Annotated in this window: 17 protein-coding genes; 7 read left to right on the forward strand and 10 right to left on the reverse strand. The window is 65.2% G+C overall.

What is annotated here, in order from left to right:
• The first annotated feature begins 48 nt into the window (after nt 1-48).
• Nucleotides 49-1023, forward strand: a complete 975-nt coding sequence (locus tag DEIPE_RS06060) for an NADPH:quinone oxidoreductase family protein (RefSeq protein WP_015235098.1) — start codon at nt 49-51, stop codon at nt 1021-1023.
• Between the two features lie 37 nt (nt 1024-1060).
• Here DEIPE_RS06060 and DEIPE_RS23820 read toward each other — a convergent pair whose 3' ends face one another.
• Complete coding sequence (locus DEIPE_RS23820; protein WP_015235099.1) at nt 1061-1264, reverse strand: hypothetical protein; 204 nt, start codon at nt 1262-1264, stop codon at nt 1061-1063.
• A gap of 82 nt (nt 1265-1346) precedes the next feature.
• Between DEIPE_RS23820 and DEIPE_RS06065 the strand changes: the two genes are divergently transcribed.
• The 5 genes from DEIPE_RS06065 to DEIPE_RS06085 all read left to right on the forward strand — a co-directional run bounded on the left by DEIPE_RS06065 (nt 1347) and on the right by DEIPE_RS06085 (nt 4729).
• A complete protein-coding gene (locus DEIPE_RS06065) occupies nt 1347-1643 on the forward strand; it encodes a DUF421 domain-containing protein (RefSeq protein WP_015235100.1) in 297 nt (98 codons plus the stop codon).
• A gap of 18 nt (nt 1644-1661) precedes the next feature.
• Entirely contained in the window at nt 1662-2144 is a 483-nt protein-coding gene (locus tag DEIPE_RS06070) for a hypothetical protein (protein WP_015235101.1), read from the forward strand.
• A gap of 91 nt (nt 2145-2235) precedes the next feature.
• Nucleotides 2236-3405 carry a zinc-dependent alcohol dehydrogenase gene (locus tag DEIPE_RS06075; RefSeq protein ID WP_015235102.1) on the forward strand — a complete coding sequence of 390 codons (1170 nt, stop codon included), beginning with the start codon at nt 2236-2238 and terminating at the stop codon, nt 3403-3405.
• Between the two features lie 121 nt (nt 3406-3526).
• Nucleotides 3527-4003 carry a GreA/GreB family elongation factor gene (locus DEIPE_RS06080; protein WP_015235103.1) on the forward strand — a complete coding sequence of 159 codons (477 nt, stop codon included), beginning with the start codon at nt 3527-3529 and terminating at the stop codon, nt 4001-4003.
• A gap of 54 nt (nt 4004-4057) precedes the next feature.
• Nucleotides 4058-4729, forward strand: coding sequence for an alpha/beta hydrolase (locus tag DEIPE_RS06085; protein WP_015235104.1), 672 nt, complete (start codon nt 4058-4060; stop codon nt 4727-4729).
• A 17-nt stretch (nt 4730-4746) separates the two neighbouring features.
• Here DEIPE_RS06085 and DEIPE_RS06090 read toward each other — a convergent pair whose 3' ends face one another.
• The 9 genes from DEIPE_RS06090 to DEIPE_RS06130 all read right to left on the reverse strand — a co-directional run bounded on the left by DEIPE_RS06090 (nt 4747) and on the right by DEIPE_RS06130 (nt 14108).
• The gene (locus tag DEIPE_RS06090) at nt 4747-5946 is read right to left on the reverse strand and encodes an MFS transporter (RefSeq protein ID WP_052326645.1); all 1200 of its coding nucleotides are present in this window, start codon (nt 5944-5946) and stop codon (nt 4747-4749) included.
• A gap of 304 nt (nt 5947-6250) precedes the next feature.
• On the reverse strand, nt 6251-7372 hold the full coding sequence (locus DEIPE_RS06095; protein ID WP_015235106.1) for an NAD(P)/FAD-dependent oxidoreductase: 1122 nt from the start codon (nt 7370-7372) through the stop codon (nt 6251-6253).
• 121 nt (nt 7373-7493) lie between these two features.
• Complete coding sequence (gene rpoD / locus DEIPE_RS06100) at nt 7494-8963, reverse strand: RNA polymerase sigma factor RpoD (protein WP_015235107.1); 1470 nt, start codon at nt 8961-8963, stop codon at nt 7494-7496.
• Nucleotides 8964-9164: 201 nt separating this feature from the next.
• Nucleotides 9165-9626 (reverse strand): arginine repressor, encoded by a 462-nt coding sequence (argR, locus tag DEIPE_RS06105; RefSeq protein WP_015235108.1) that lies wholly within the window; start codon nt 9624-9626, stop codon nt 9165-9167.
• A gap of 102 nt (nt 9627-9728) precedes the next feature.
• Complete coding sequence (gene coaBC, locus DEIPE_RS06110) at nt 9729-10919, reverse strand: bifunctional phosphopantothenoylcysteine decarboxylase/phosphopantothenate--cysteine ligase CoaBC (RefSeq protein ID WP_052326771.1); 1191 nt, start codon at nt 10917-10919, stop codon at nt 9729-9731.
• Between the two features lie 155 nt (nt 10920-11074).
• Nucleotides 11075-11386, reverse strand: coding sequence for a DNA-directed RNA polymerase subunit omega (gene rpoZ / locus DEIPE_RS06115; protein ID WP_015235110.1), 312 nt, complete (start codon nt 11384-11386; stop codon nt 11075-11077).
• Between the two features lie 194 nt (nt 11387-11580).
• Nucleotides 11581-12336, reverse strand: coding sequence for a hypothetical protein (locus tag DEIPE_RS06120; RefSeq protein ID WP_015235111.1), 756 nt, complete (start codon nt 12334-12336; stop codon nt 11581-11583).
• Between the two features lie 84 nt (nt 12337-12420).
• Nucleotides 12421-13239 carry an ABC transporter permease gene (locus DEIPE_RS06125; protein WP_015235112.1) on the reverse strand — a complete coding sequence of 273 codons (819 nt, stop codon included), beginning with the start codon at nt 13237-13239 and terminating at the stop codon, nt 12421-12423.
• Nucleotides 13236-14108 carry an ABC transporter ATP-binding protein gene (locus DEIPE_RS06130; protein WP_015235113.1) on the reverse strand — a complete coding sequence of 291 codons (873 nt, stop codon included), beginning with the start codon at nt 14106-14108 and terminating at the stop codon, nt 13236-13238. Before DEIPE_RS06130 ends, DEIPE_RS06125 begins: the two co-directional genes overlap by 4 nt.
• A gap of 544 nt (nt 14109-14652) precedes the next feature.
• On the opposite strand from DEIPE_RS06130, the gene DEIPE_RS06135 reads away from it, so the two are divergent.
• Nucleotides 14653-15588, forward strand: coding sequence for a magnesium transporter CorA family protein (locus DEIPE_RS06135; protein WP_015235114.1), 936 nt, complete (start codon nt 14653-14655; stop codon nt 15586-15588).
• Nucleotides 15589-15591 lie beyond the last annotated feature (3 nt).

Raw genomic sequence — 15591 nt, forward strand, 5'->3', positions numbered from 1 at the left:
GGTCACCGAAATGCTTCCCTTCCCAATGTCGTTTTCTGGAGAGCGCTCGTGAAGGCCGTGGTCGTGGACCGCTTCGGGCCACTCGAACAGTTGCGGGTGGCCGAGCTTCCCGATCCCACGCCCGGGCCCGGCGAGGTGGTTCTTGACGTGCACGCTGCCGGTGTGAATTATCCGGACGCCCTGATGGTGCAAGGTCAGTACCAGATCAAACCACCCCTGCCCTTCACGCCGGGCGCCGAGGCCGCCGGAATCGTCTCGGCCGTCGGCGAGGGTGTCCGGCACCTCAAAGTGGGCGACCACGCGGCCACCTTCACGGGCACCGGCGCATTTGCCGAGAAACTGCTTGCGCCTGCTGCGCAGGTCACGCCCTTGCCGCCCGGGTTCAGTTTCGACATCGCCGCCAGCCTGACGCTGGCCTACGGGACGTCCTATCACGCGCTGGTCAACCGGGCACAGCTGCAGGCGGGGGAAACGCTGCTGGTGCTGGGCGCGGCCGGGGGCGTCGGCCTGGCCGCCGTGATGATCGGCAAGGCGCTCGGAGCACGCGTCATCGCGGCGGCCAGCAGCGAGGAAAAGCTGGCGCTCACCCGTCAGCACGGCGCAGACGAAACCATCAACTACGCTTCCGAGGATTTGCGGGCCCGCCTGAAGGAGCTCACAGGCGGACAGGGTCCGAACGTCGTGTACGACCCGGTGGGCGGCGATTACACCGAAGCCGCTTTTCGCAGCGTCGCCTGGGGCGGACGCTATCTGGTGGTGGGCTTTGCCAACGGCGAGATTCCGCGCCTCCCCCTCAACCTGCCGCTGCTCAAGGGCGCCTCGCTCGTCGGGGTGTTCTGGGGCGAATTTGCCCGCCGCGATCCGCGTGCCAACGTCGCCAACCTGACGCAGCTGGCGCGCTGGGTGGGTGACGGCACGATCAGACCTGTCATCAGCGAACGCTACACGCTGGAGCAGGCTCCCGAAGCGCTGCGTGCCCTGCTGGAGCGGCGCGTGACCGGGAAAGTCACGCTCGTTCCCTGAAGCGCTGCGGATCAGGGCGCCCTGAAGCGTCAATCCGTCAAACCCTGGCGAGCCGCGCGACAATGGAGTTGACCTTCGTCACGCGGCTCACCGTCTTGCCTCCTGCGAGACGGTTAGGGCAGGAAAAAGCAGCATTCACGAAGAACGGCAGCAGAATCTGATCGCAGTAAGGGGAATCCAAATCAAATCGAGCCGTCCGCTCATGCTCGGGGTGCACGCTGCTGCCATGGGAAATCCACATGCCACCTACTGCGAATCCTTCTTCTGAGCTCCCCGCCATCTGAGCCGGCCACATGACAGGCCCAGGCTGAACACCTTGACAGGTGAGGACCCTCGCTGACCAACGGCGTGCTGGTGATGACCCTCTTGACCCTCACAGTCTCGGTGCCGTTCTGGAAGTACCCACCGCCGAGGCCGAAAAGATTCCGGGAGCTGGCCCGCTGATCCTGCTGGGCGCCAGCAAGCCCATCGAGGACTGCATGCGCATAACCCATGTCGATCTGCCGGACATCCTGATGGCGGCGCGCAGCCCTGAGGGACTCGAACGCCTGGAGCAGATCAAGTACGCCGTGCCAGAGGAAGGCAACAGCATTTCCATCATTCCCAGGCAGACCATCTGACCTGCCGAAAGGAGACTTATGTCAAAAGATGCCATGGTCAACGGACTTGTCGCCGGGCTGGCAGGTGTCGCGGCCATGACGCTTGCCGAGAAGCTCGAACAACGCCTTACCCGAAGGCCGAACTCGTATGTGCCCGCGCACACCCTGGAAAAGCTTCTCGGGCTGCCGCACAAGCCCGACGAGGAGCGGCTGTGGCTGAACTGGGCGATGCACTGGGGACAGGGCATTCTGCTCGGCGCGGTGCGGGGCTTGATGGCTCAGGGCGGACTGCGCGGTCCGGTCGGCTCGTTCATGTACCTGAACCTGCGACTCCTGAACGATCAGACGCTGGAGAACGCCACCGGCGTCGGCGCTCCGCCCTGGACCTGGCCGGTCGACGAGCAGGTGGTCGACTTGCTGCACAAAACGATGTACGCCTTCGTGACCGGAATGGTCGCTGATCGGTTGATTCAAGGTCCGCCTGGCATTCCGGCGCCCAGCAAGCCCTGGGAAGAACGCTGAAGCCGGTCCTCACGGGCCCAGTGGCCACAGAAGCGGCAGGAAACACCAGGAATTCGGCTGCTCGACAGCCGGGCCACCAAGGGAGAAAAAGATGCGGGCACTGTGCTGGGAAGGCGTCAACGACCTGCGCGTTCAAACCGTGCCGGACCCTGAAATTCTCGATTCTCACGACGTGATCCTGCGGGTCACGATGTCCACGACCTGCGGCTCGGACCTGCACGTCATCGACGGCCTGATTCCCACCATGATGCCCGGCGACATCCTCGGCCATGAATTCATGGGTGAAGTGGTGGAAGTGGGTCGCGAGGTCAAGAACATCCGTGTGGGCGAGCGTGTCGTCGTACCGTCCTTTATCGTCTGCGGGCAGTGCTGGTACTGTCGGCAGGACCTGTACTCACTGTGCGACAACACCAATCCGAAGTACCAGCTGCAGCAGCCGCTGCTGGGGCATCACACCGCTGGAATTTACGGATACAGCCATGCCTTTGGTGGGTATGCCGGTTCGCACGCGCAGTACGTGCGGGTGCCCTTCGCGGACAATGACTGCTTTCAGGTTCCAGACGGCCTGAGGGACGAACAGGCGCTGTTCCTCTCGGACGCCGCACCAACCGGATTCATGGGCGCGGACTTCTGTGACATCAAAGCGGGTGACGTCGTCGCCGTCTGGGGGTGCGGCGGCGTGGGACTGATGGCGATTCAGAGCGCCTACCTGCTGGGGGCCGAGCGTGTCATCGCCATCGACCGTTTTCCGGAGCGGCTCGCGCTCGCACGTGACCGGGCAGGCGCCGAGACGATCGATTACACCGCAGTCGACAGCGTGGTGGATGTCCTGAACGAAATGACCGCCGGTCGAGGCCCGGACGCCTGCATTGATGCGGTCGGCATGGAGGCGCACGGTACTGGCCTGGGGTACCTGTACGACCACGCCAAACAGGCCCTGAAGATACACACCGACCGTGGGCAGGCCTTACGAGAAGCCATCCGGGCCTGCCGCAAGGGTGGCGTGCTGTCGATTCTGGGCGTGTACGGCCTGATGGACAAATTTCCGCTGGGCGTGATGATGAACAAGGGGCTCACGGTGCGCACCGCGCAGCAACACGGACAGAAGTACCTGCCCCGTCTGCTGGAACATGCCGCGCGCGGCGAACTCGACCCTTCATACCTCGCGACGCACCGCTTCTCGCTGGAAGACGCGCCGCGTGGCTACCAGATGTTCAAAACCAAGCAGGACGGCTGTGTGCGGGCGGTGTTCATTCCCTGACGGGCAGACTTGCGTTCGCGTGAAGGTCCGGCGCCCTTCGCGTCATCCGCCCTCACGTTCCTCTCTGAAGAATACAGTTCCCGGGTTTCATGTCCGGGAAATTCCAGCAACAGGAGCATTCATGGCCAGAGAAGTGCAAGTGACCCGCGAAGGCTACGTCCGCCTGGAGCAAGCCCTCGAAGAAGCCCGCCGGCGCCGTACAGAAGTCACCCAGCAGCTCTCGGCGCTGCTCGACGACGCGATGGACCTGGAAGACCGCAGCCTGCAGGCCGCCCAGAACGACACCACCAGCCTCGACGCGCGCATCGTCGAACTGGAGGACACCCTCGCCCGCGCGGTCATCGTCGACAATCATGGGGAAAATGACGGTGAGATTTTGCTGGGATCGATTGTGGTGCTGCACGACGATCACCACGACCGTGAATTGCGCGTGCAGCTGGTGAACCATGTCGAGGTCACCACCCTCGACGAGGGCATCACCCGCGTCGCCGATGACAGCCCGGTCGGAAAGGCGCTGCCGGGACGGCGGGTCGGAGACAGCTTCGAGGTGGACCTGGGCGACCACCGGATGCGCTACACCGTGAAGTCCGTCGAATAGCCGGGGTCATCAGCCGGCCGAGGATGCTGAAGCGCTTTTCACGAGGAGGCCTGCGTGGCAAAGGGGGAACCGTCTGAAATTCGGCTGCTCGGCATTCAGAGCGCCGGAAACGAAGGCGAAGCGCAGATCGTCACCCTGCATACCAACCGGGGCAACATCGATACGCGCCTGCACCGGCCACCGAAGGAAGGCGGCCAGGCGGGCATCGTGTGGGTTTTCGGTGCGGGCGGCGGTCTGGGAGGCCCTGCGGGCGGGCTCTACACCCGTCTGGCCGAGCAGCTTGCGCCCGAGGGCGTGACCTCGCTGCGCGTGGATTACCGCTTTCCCAACCAGTTGCCGGAATGCACCCTCGATGTGCTGCTGGGCGGCGCTTATCTGGAAACCCTCGGGGTGACGCGTCTGGCGCTGGTGGGTCACTCCTTTGGAGGCGCGGTGGTGATCGACGCGGGCGTGAGCAGTGACGCCGTGGTGGGCGTGGCCGCCCTCAGCAGCCAGACGTACGGCGCGGACGCGGTGGGGCAGCTCAGTCCGCGCTCGCTGCTGCTCATCCACGGCAGCGCCGACGAAGTACTGCCGGACTCCTGCTCACGCTGGCTGTACGAGCGGGCCGCCGAACCGCGGGAACTGCTGCTGTATCCCGGCTGCCGGCACGGCCTCGACGAGTGCCGGGACGCCCTCGACCGTGACCTCGGACGCTGGCTGCGCCGCACCCTGCTGGGCGTCTGAACGCCTGGCATGGCTGCTTATGAGGCGCGCTGAAGTCGCTCCAGCCGCCGCATGGCCAGCGCGCCCAGAAAGGGCCCGACGGCCAGCACGAGAAAAACGCCCCGCCAGCCTACGGCGTTTTGCAGCACCGGAACGGCCGCGATGCTCAGGGCGGTCAGGCTGAAGCCCAGTGCGAGCTGCAGGGTCAGGGCGGTGCCGACATAGCGCGGATCGGCCAGCTCACTCGTGAGCGTCGAGAACTGCGCCGAGTCGGCAATGATCCAAAATCCCCACAGGGCGCTGACGGCCAGAATGACCCCTGCCGGCGCCTGCACCAGCAGGGCGAGCCCCAAGGCGCACAAGCCCGAAATCAGCATCGCGCGGGCGGTCAGACGGGCTTTGCCCCAGCGTTTTCCCAGCACCCCGCCGTAATAACATCCCAGGGCGCCCACCCCCACGACCATGAAGGTCGCGAGCCCCGCCGTGGGGCCCCCGGGTAGGGCGCGGTCGCGCAGCACGTCGGCAAAAAACACCGCGAACCAGGCCCACATCGCGTACAGTTCCCACATATGCCCCAGGTATCCCAGGGTCGTGAGGCGCAAGGTTGGCGTGGACAGCACCCGCACGGCCTGCCGTGGCTGAAACACCGCCGGGGGAAAACGGTGAGGCCCCTCGGGAACGCGGGCGGCCAGCACGCCCCCCACGACGGCCAGCAGCGAGGTCAGGCCCAGCACCATCCGCCAGTCGGCCCCGCCCAGGGCGTTCACCAGGTGCGGCAGGGCCGATCCCAGGGTCAGTGCGCCTACCATGACGCCCAGCGCCACGCCCCGGTCGAGCCTGAACCAGGCGGACATGGCCTTGAGGGCCGGAGGGTACACCAGCGCCAGCGCCGCCCCCGTGACGCCCCGCAGCCAGGGCGCCGCCTCGGGCGTGCTGATGAGCAGCAGGGCGTTTCCCAGCGCGGCCAACACTGCCCCCAGCAGGATCAGGCGGCGGGGAGCGAGCAGGTCGGCGAGGTTCAGCGCAGCGCTCAGCACTGCTCCCACCACAAAGCCGAGCTGCACCGCGAGGGTCAGCCAGGCTCCCTCGGCCGGGGTGAGGGTCCACAGTTCACGCAGCTGCGGCAACACGGCCGCCGCCGAAAACCATGGCGCCATGGCCAGCACGACGGCCACGGCCAGGGCGACCAGGGCCCGGTACCGCCCTGGCGCTTCGACCACCTCGGCAGGCTGCGTCACATGGCGCCCCGCGGATGGGGGCGCGTACCGAAGGGCGGGCGCCGTGCTGGCGAGGAGCCCGTCGCGCTGGCCATGGCGCCGTGCAAATCCGGGGAACAGCACAAGGAGCGTTGAACGTGTGCGCTGACGATACAGGCCTCCGGTTTCAGGGTACCGCCCTGGCCCGTTTGTCGCGTCTTACCCGCAGTGAAGCGCGACCGGGGCTGGACCAGATCCAGGCGTCAGATCTCGGGCCAGGGCCGCAGGATACGGCGACGCAGGGTAGAGAGACTCAGGGTGCAGAGACGCAGGGTACAGAGTGGATTTATACGATCAGGTGTTCGTCCTGGGTCACCTGCCGCCCAAAACGTTCGAAGCGCAGGGCGTCGATGTTGATGGACAAGTTCCCTCCGGTGGCTTCCTGCGCCATGACCTCACCCACGGCGGCGGCCTGCATCACACCGTGGCCCGAAAAGCCGCAGGCGTTGATCCAGCCGGGAACGCCCGGCATGAGGCCCAGGATGGGCGCGTGGTCCGGGGTGACTTCGTAATAACCCCACCAGGAGGCGCGGCGGTCGAGGCCAGCCTGCTCCAGCCACGGAAAGCGTGCCAGTCCAGCTTCCAGGGTGGGCTCCAGCCAGCTCCAGTCCATGCCATCCCGGAAACCCTGGTCATGCGGATTGCTGAGGCCCATGATCAGCCGCTCGCCTTCCGAGCGCAGCCAGAAGCCGCTCGTGAGGTCAAAGGTCATGGGACAGGCGTGGTGGTCCGGCAGTGGCCCGGTGGTGAAGACCATGCGCCGGGCCGGCTGCACCGGCACGGTCAGCCCTGCCAGCGCGGCGACCTCTCCCGACCAGGCACCTGCCGCGTTCACCAGCAACGGGGCCTCGAAGGTTCCCAGCGGCGTTGAGGCACTCCAGACGCCTGAGCGGTGAGCAAGCACCTCGACCGGGCAACTGGTGTGCAGCGTTGCGCCCCACGAGCGCGCCTCACGCAAAAAGGCCAGCGTGATGCCGTGCGGGTCCACCACCCCGTCCTGCGCGCCGTAGGTGGTGCCCACCACGCCGGTCGGATCAAAGGGCACCAGCTGCTGCGCTTCGGAGATCGACAGTTCGCGGACGTTGAGGCCCAGCGCCTGCTGCCGGGCCAGCCCGCGCGCGTGCCCGGGCCAGAGACGTTCGGGCAGCAGCATCAGGTAGCCCTGGGGCCGGTACTGGGCTTCGGGCATCTGACGGTATTCCTGAATGCTGCGCTGTGACAGCAGGATGTTTACCTCCTGGCTGAACTGCACCCGCACCCCGGCCGCACTCTTGCCGGTTGAACCGGCAGCGGGAGCGGCCCCTGCTTCAAGCACCCTGACCCGCAGCCCGAGACGGGCGAGCGAGCGGGCGCAGGAAGCGCCGATGATGCCGGCACCGATGACCAGCACGTCACTGGTCTGCGTCATGGATGGACCTTGCAGAGCGCGTTCATTGGTCCGTATTGTCAGGGGTCGCGCGCGTCTTTGACAACCACAGGCCGCTGCATAGAAAACGCCCCGCTTGGCGGGGCGTCCGGTGAGGCTGTCCTCAGTCGAGCAGGAAGTCACGCAGCTTGCGGCTGCGGCTTTCCTGGTACTTGAGCTTGCGCAGCGCCTTGTTCTCGATCTGCCGGATACGCTCGCGGGTAACGTTGAAGTACTGGCCAACCTCTTCGAGGGTGTGCTCGCGGCCGTCAACGAGTCCTTTGCGCAGGCGCAACACCATCGCTTCGCGCTCGTTGAGCTTGTCGAGGGCCTTTTCCAGTTCCTCGCTCAGCATGGTGCGGTCGGTGTTCTCGGCCGGGGAGTCGAAGTTCTCGTCGGGAATGAAGTCGCCGTAGAAGCTGTCACCCTCGGTCCCGACGGGCGCTTCGAGCGATACGGGCTCCAGGGTGATCTTCTGGATTTCCTCGACCTTGGCGGCTTCCCAGCCAGGGCCCATCGCCTCGGCAATTTCCTCGTTGGTGGCGTCGCGCGACAGTTCCTGCTGCAGCTGGCGGGCCGTGCGGCTCAGCTTGTTGATGGTCTCGACCATGTGCACTGGCACGCGAATGGTGCGCGCCTGATCGGCAATCGCGCGGTTGACGGCCTGACGGATCCACCAGGTGGCGTAGGTGGAAAACTTGTAACCGCGGCGGTACTCGAACTTCTCGACCGCGCGAATCAGGCCCTGGTTGCCTTCCTGAATTAGGTCGAGAAAGCCCATGCCCCGGTTGGAGTACTTCTTGGCGATGCTGACCACCAGGCGCAGGTTGGCCTCGATCAGGCCCTGACGGGCCGCCTGACCATCCTCGACCTGGCGTTGCAGCGAGCGCCGGGCGCGGTCGTCGAGGTCAAGGTCGGCTTCGAGCTTGGCGCGGGCTTCCTCACCTTCCTCGATGCGCCGCGCGAGGCTGATTTCCTCGGCCAGGGTCAGCAGGGGAACGCGGCCGATCTCGTGCAGGTACTGGCGCACCGGGTCGTTGCTGACCGCACGCGGTACGTCGTCGTACTCGCGCTCTTCTTCTTCCTCTTCGGCAGAAGCGTCGGGTTTGTCTTCATCGAGTTCGTCTTCCTCGTCCTCGTCGAGGTCGTCGTCGAGATCCTGAATCTCGATCTGCTGCGCGTTGAGGAAAAGTTGCAGGTCCTCGAAGCTGCCTTCCTGGTCAGGGTCGAGTCCGGCTTCCTCCAGTGCGGCGTTGAGTGCGGTCGCCACGGCCTCACTCGTCACGGAGCCGGCGGCCTTGCCCGTCTTGATCAGCGTCTGCACGGCGGCGTGCTGGTAGAGCGCCTTGTCTCCCCCATCGGCTTTGGCGCTGCCGGCCGCCTTGCCTTTGACCGGCGCAGTCTTCGCGTCACCTGTTTCGGCCACGGCCGTTTTGGCTGCCGCTTTGGCAGCACTGGCTTTGGGCGCTTTGGGAGTTTTGGGCGCCGCGCTCTTTTTCGCGGCGCCGTCCGAAGGCGTCTTGGTTCTGGCCGGTTTGGCTTTGCCTTCACTCGCGGCGCGCGTTCTGGTTTTTCGGGTATCAGCTTCGCTCATGCAGTCTCCAACTCGAGGCAAAACGAAAGTTTTGGGATCGTACGCGACTCCTGGTGGCGGCCTTGCGCACACAATAGTGCACGAACGCCGCAACGCCATAGACTTCCACACTTCTCTGAGAGGGTTGACATGCCGAGCGAAAAGGTCGGCCCTTTCGTCGGAACGCGTTCGTTTCCCGGTGGAGTGTGGCCTCCGCCCAGGTTAGCTCAACATCAGTCCGTGCAACTCTTCGAGGAGCGCCTCGCCTTCCTCCACCGTGCGCGCGACGAGCAGGATGGTGTCCTGCCCGGCCAGCGTACCGACGATGTCGTCCCGGCGCAGCTTGTCGATGATATAGGCCACGCCTGTCGCGTGTCCTTCGGCGGTCTTGACGATGAGCAGGTTCTCTCCACGGTCGACGTCGGTGACAAAATTGCGAAAGAGCCGCCCGAGTTCGTCGAGCACGTCACTTTCGGTCTGGACCTGGGCCAGCGAGTAGCGATGCTTGCTCTTGCCGATGGGAAGCCGCACGAGGCGCAGCTCGTTGATGTCGCGTGACACGGTGGCCTGCGTAACCCGCACGCCTTCTCCACGCAGGCGGTCAACCAGCTCGGCCTGGGTGGAAACGCTTTCTTTGGCAATGATTTCCTGAATGCGTTTTTGACGCTGCTCTTTACTGATCACGAACCCTCCAACCGTCGCCACAGGGCGGACACCGTCAGGCAGCAGCGGGCGCCTGACACAGCGCCGTCTGTACACATCGTGGCTCAACGCCGATGTATATAATTATACACTTCTTGTGTATTTATGCAAAGTGAGCGCTTCGCTGAGCAGCCGCTCGGCCACTTCCGTTTTGCGAAGCCGCGGCCAGACCTCGCTTTCGCCCGACGCGCGCACCAGGGTGACCTCGTTGTCGTCTCCACCGAAGCCGGTGCCTTCCCGGGTCGGGTAATTCAGCAGAATGAAGTCGGCGTTCTTACGCCGGGCCTTGTGTGCCGCGCGCTCTACCCCGGCGTGTGTTTCCATGGCAAAACCAACCAGCACCCGCTCGCCCTTGTTGCTCCCGAGCTCGGCCAGAATGTCCGGGTTGGGTGTAAGTTCCACTGTGAGCGCCTCGCTGCCCTTGGCCTGCTTCTCGCCAGCCGGGCGCGCGGCGCGGTAATCGGCGACAGCGGCCGTCATCACGACCATGTCCGCGCTCTCTGAGGCTGCCAGCATGGCGTCACGCATCTCGAGTGCACTCTCGACCGGCACGAACTGCACGCCCGGCGGTACCTCGAGGTTCACCGGTCCGCTCACCAGCGTCACCCGCGCCCCGCGCGCCCGCGCCCGCGCGGCCACCGCGAAGCCCATCTTGCCGCTCGACGGATTGGAGATGAAGCGGACGGGGTCGAGGTACTCACGGGTCGGACCAGCCGACACGACGACGTGCAGACCGTGCAGGTCCTGCAGGCCGTCCTCAGCGGTAGCCTGCTCCCGCAACAGCGCCCCGGCCCGCGCGGCAATCTGTTCGGGCTCCGCCATCCGCCCGAAACCTTCCCCCTCACCCGAACTGCCCAGCGCCCCGAACACCGGGCCGATAAATTCGTGGCCCCATTCCAGCAGCGTACGCAAATTGTGCTGGGTGGCAGGATGCTCCCACATGCTGGGATTCATCGCCGGGGCCCACAGCACGGGCGCGCGGGTCGAAAGCAGCGTCGCGGAGGCCAGGTCATCCGCGCGGCCAGACACGTGACGCGCCATCAGGTCGGCACTGCCCGCCGCGACCACCACCAGGTCACAACGCGCGAGCGCCAAATGCTGGGCTTCAGGAGAAGGCGCGAACCAGCTTTCGTCGGTCAGCACCGGGGCATCGGCCGCCGTCGCCAGAGACAACTCGGTCACGAACGCCAGCGCGGCCCGGGTGGCCAGCGCGCGGGTGGCGAAGCCGGCTTCGCGCAGGCGGCGCAGCACCATGGGCGCCTTCACGGCGGCCATCGAACCGGCAACGATCACCACGGCCAGCGGCTGGAAATGGTTTGCATCACTCACGAGCGTCTCCTGCCCTTTCTCAGACCAAGGTCGAGGCGACAGGGTGGGCGAACACCGGCTTTCCTCGAAAAGCCTCGTCCCGCCCACCCTGCCCGGTGCGCTCAGTCGCGGTCGCGGTCGCGCTCGCGGTCACGTTCCGCGTTGAGCTGCGCCTGCAGCTGGGCCTGGCGGGCGCGCTGGTACTCCTGATTCATGCGGTCCTCGTCAATCAGTTCTTCCCCGATGGTCAATTTGCCGCCGGCGAGTTCACGCATGGCCTGGGTCACCAGGTTGTGGGTGCGCACGCGCTGCTCGACGGGCAGCACGCTGGGCGCGCCCGAACGCAGCTGCAACGCGCGTTTGGCAATGATGACGGAAAGGCGGTACTTGCTGTCCGTGAGGGAAAGCAGCTTGTCGATGTCTTTTTCGGCCATGAGGTCCTCCAGAAAAGCGGTCGTGTGACTCGGCCCGCGCCCAGATGCTGAGGCTTTTGCTTCGTGGCCGAGATGTTGGCGAAATTCGGCGGCGGGATGCTGCCCTGCGCGGATCAGGAATGACGCCAGGCGTCTGCCCGAAAGCGGGCACAACGCTTCATCATAGGCGCTTTGCGCGGTCCCGCCAAGCGCCCTCAAGAGTCCATGCCGTCAAACGTGCGTCCGGCAATCCACAGCAGCAGCCCGGCAAAGGCAGGCTGAAACAGCAGCAAGGCGCCGTTCACGCGCACGAAGCAGTCCTGCCCTTCCGGGCACAGCTCGCCGGGCAACCGTGCGAAGTTCAGCGCGAAGCTGCCCAGCGTTTCCAGACCACTTGCCGCTCCGGACAGCAGGGCATAAGCCCACCACAACAGCACAAAGGCGAGAAAAGCTGACAGCAGATTCAAGCGCGAGGCCCGCCCCACCACGCTCGCCGCCAAAGCGATCGCCGGAGGAACCAGCAGCGCCGTCAGAGAAAACAGCCCGAGGCGAAGTGCGACCTCACTGCTCAGCTGCACCTCGCTGAGCGGAATGGCGCCGTTGACAAAGTACAGTGCCGAGCCCAGCAGCAAGGTGAACAGCACGGCCAGCTCGATGAGGAGCCACACGTACTTGGCGGCCACGACCGTAATCCCCGAGGCGGGCACCGAGCGCAGCAGCAGGTGAGCGCCACTGCTGAATTCATTCCAGAAGGCCGCAAATCCTCCGAACACCCAGTATAGGACCGGCGCGAGGGCCACGATCAGGGCCACCAGTGCCTGCAGGTACGGATTCGTCACCCGCCAGGCGATGAACGCATCGAGCAGCAGCACGATCACCACCCCCAGCAGCAGTACGCCCCCCTTGGCCCGCACCTCCTGTGCGAACAGCTGCCCGAACGTACGCCAAGGCCGCAGCTGAAGCTCTGTCATGCCTCCAGCTTAACTGGCCCGGACGGTCGCCGGGCCTACGGCACCCACCGCGCCTTGAGGCACACTTTACCGCTGGTCGGGCGCTCAGGCGTCCTGACGCTGAAAGAGTGTCCCGGCAGCCCACAGCACGGCGGCGGTGAACACGACACTCAGCAGCAGAAACTCTCCTCCCACGACGAGCGGACGCGCGCCTGAGAGCGTGTCGGCAAAGCTGCGGCCCAGGCTGAGCCCGGGCAGGTTCAGTTCCAACGTTCCCAGAGCGCCGAAGAGCCGTGAAAACAGCCCGACCAGCGACGCGTACGCCACGAAGCCGACCAGCACGCCCAGCTCACGCGATCCTTTGGCCAGCACGCTGGACAGCAGGGCAATGGCCGGCAACGGGGCCACCAGCAACGCAGCGAGCAGCGTGAACTGCACGAAGTCTGCGCCCAAGCGCAAATTTGCGGGCAGGGTGGCGCTGCCCGCCTCGAAATTGCCCACCTGGGCCCAACCGATGTCGATGCCGATGAACACGAACACCCCTCCCACCACCAGCGCCGTGAGCAGCGCCACCTCACACCACAGCCAGAGGTACTTGGCCAGCAGCACCGCGAACCCCGAGACGGGCAAGGTACGAAGCAGCGTATGGGTGTTCTGAGCGAATTCGCTGCGCACCTGCCACACTCCCTTGATCAGCGCCCACACCAGTGGCACCACCATCAACGACGAGGCCAGAATCACCCGGCCCGGCAGCTCTCCCGTGAGGAACTGCGGATCACCCCAAAAGATCAGGGCGTGCAGCGCCAGAATCCCCAGCACACCCAGCAGCAGCCCGATCGTGTTCTGTCGGCGCTCCTTGGCGTACATCAACGCCAAAGCCTGCCAGGCCGAAGGAAGAGCGGCGGTGGGGGGACGCGAATTCATTCCTGCCGACCCGTCCGCTCGTTCTCTTCCCCTGCGCTCTCTTCCGGTGGGTTCCCGCCGGCAGTATCCTCAGCCCGTTCAGGGTTTTCAGGTGCCATTCCAGGGCGCGGGTTTTGCGCCGTGCCGCGCGTCCCATCACGTTCCTGCTGCCGCGCCCACGCGGCGTCCTTGACGGCCCGGTCGATTGAGCTGCCCCGCGCACGGCGAATGTCCTCCGCACCTCCCGAAAGCAGCACCCGCCCACCGTCCAGCACCAGCACCCGGTCAAAGAGGTTCTCGGCCTCACCAACCTGATGGGTGGCCAGCACAACGCCCGCGCCCGCCGGAAACGCTCCCATGAGTGCACGAAGAATCTGCTCGCGGGTCAGGGGGTCGATGCCGCTGAGGGGCTCGTCGAGCAGGTAAAGCCGCGCCTCGCGCGCCAGGGTGAGGGCAAGGCGCACACGGGTCCGGTTGCCCTTGGAGAGCGTCCCGAAACGCGCGCGCGGATCGACGTGCAGAAAGTCGAGCAGCCCCGCGAAGCGCGCACGGTTCATGGGAAAGAAGCGCTCCAGAAAGGCGTACGCGTCCGCTGAGCGCCAGGACAGGTACAGGTGATCGACCTCGGGCAGGTAAGCCACGCCCAGCTTCGTGCGCGGACCGGGACGCTCGCCCAGCACCTCCAGATGCCCTGCAGACGGACTGACCAGACCGGCCAGCATCTTGACCAGGGTGCTTTTACCGCTGCCGTTCACGCCCAGCAACCCCAGGAACTCGCCGCTGCGCAACTCGAAGTCCAGCGGTTCCAGGGCGGTACGACGACCGAAGCGCTTGGTCAGTCCGCTTGCGCGCAACACGAGCTCACCGGTGGGTTGTTCGTTCGCCGTCACCGGGATTCACCGCCCAAGACCCTGGCGCCCGGCGCAAGGTGGCACGGGGCCACCCATCTCCGCTGTGCCTGTCTCCTCCACCGTGCCTGTCTCGTCACCCGGTCTCCTTCAGTACCTCCCGGCCCACATTCCGTGATCTCGCAAAAGCGCTTCATCACGCCATTCTCGCCAGGAAGTACTTTTCCACTCTTCGCTCCGCTCGGATGGTCGTCGGATCATCGTGGCGGCACTTAGCGGGCAGTCTAAAGGGCGTCTCACAATTCGTGCCGTGAGGTGGTCTTCATCTTGTGGTGACGGGCCAGCGCAGGTAGCATTGAGTGGTTTTCATGGGCCGCGCGACCGTGCGCAGCCGTCTGCTTCGCTTTCCCGGGCTTTGAGCGTCAAAGCCCGCGTTCCCCTGCGCCAGGCGCACCAGGTCTTTGGTGTGCGGCGACCTTCAAGGAGGTGATGAACGTGACCACCGATCTCGATCCCCCCAGTTTGGCCTGTCCACTTCATCACCCGTACCCAAAGGTTCGCCTTTTGACCACTCCTGGGGGAGCGCATGCTGACGTACTACCGCTCGATTGGCGGAAAACTCACCACGGTTGACGAATACACCGACGGCTGCTGGATCAACGTCGTCACACCCAGTCACGAGGAACTGCGCCAGGTCAGCCGCGAAACCGGGCTGAGCATGGAACTGCTGCAGTACCCGCTCGATCCCGACGAACGCTCGCGCTTCGAGCGTGACGACGACGGGCAACTCCTGATCGTGCTGCAGACCTCGCAGCGCCTCGGCGAGGACAGCGACATACCCTACGACACCGTGCCGCTGGGCATCCTGCACACCGACCATTGCCTGGTGACGGTCTGCGCGCAGGACAATCAGGTCATCCGTGATCTCACGAGCGGCATGATGCGCCACCTGCGCACCGCCAAGAAAAACCGCCTGACACTGCAGGTTTTTTTGCGCAGCGCGCAACGCTTTCTGATCGACCTGCGGCGCATCGACAAGCAGATCGAAGCCACCGAGGACCGCCTGGAGCACGCCACCCGCAACAAGGAACTGCTGGATCTGCTGAAACTCGAGAAATCGCTGGTGTACTTCAAGACGGCCCTCAAGGCCAACGAGCTGATGATGGAGCGCCTCAAACGCGAGCGGCTCTTCGACCTCTACGAGGACGACCAGGACCTGCTCAATGACGTGCTGATCGAAAATCTGCAGGCCATCGAGATGACCGACATCAGCACCAACATCCTGACCAGCACTGTGGGAACCTTTGCGTCGATCATCTCGAACAACGTCAACCAGGTGGTGAAGATCCTGACCATCACGACCATTCTGGTGGCCATTCCGACGCTGATCACCAGCATTTTCGGCATGAACGTGCCACTGCCCGACCAGGAAGACCCCTGGATGCTGTGGGTTATTCTGGGCATCGCGTTCACCATGTCGGGCAGCATCGCCTTTCTGTTCCACCGCCTGCGCTGGTTCTGATCG

It is taken from the genome of Deinococcus peraridilitoris DSM 19664 (assembly GCF_000317835.1).
Lineage (GTDB): Bacteria > Deinococcota > Deinococci > Deinococcales > Deinococcaceae > Deinococcus_A > Deinococcus_A peraridilitoris.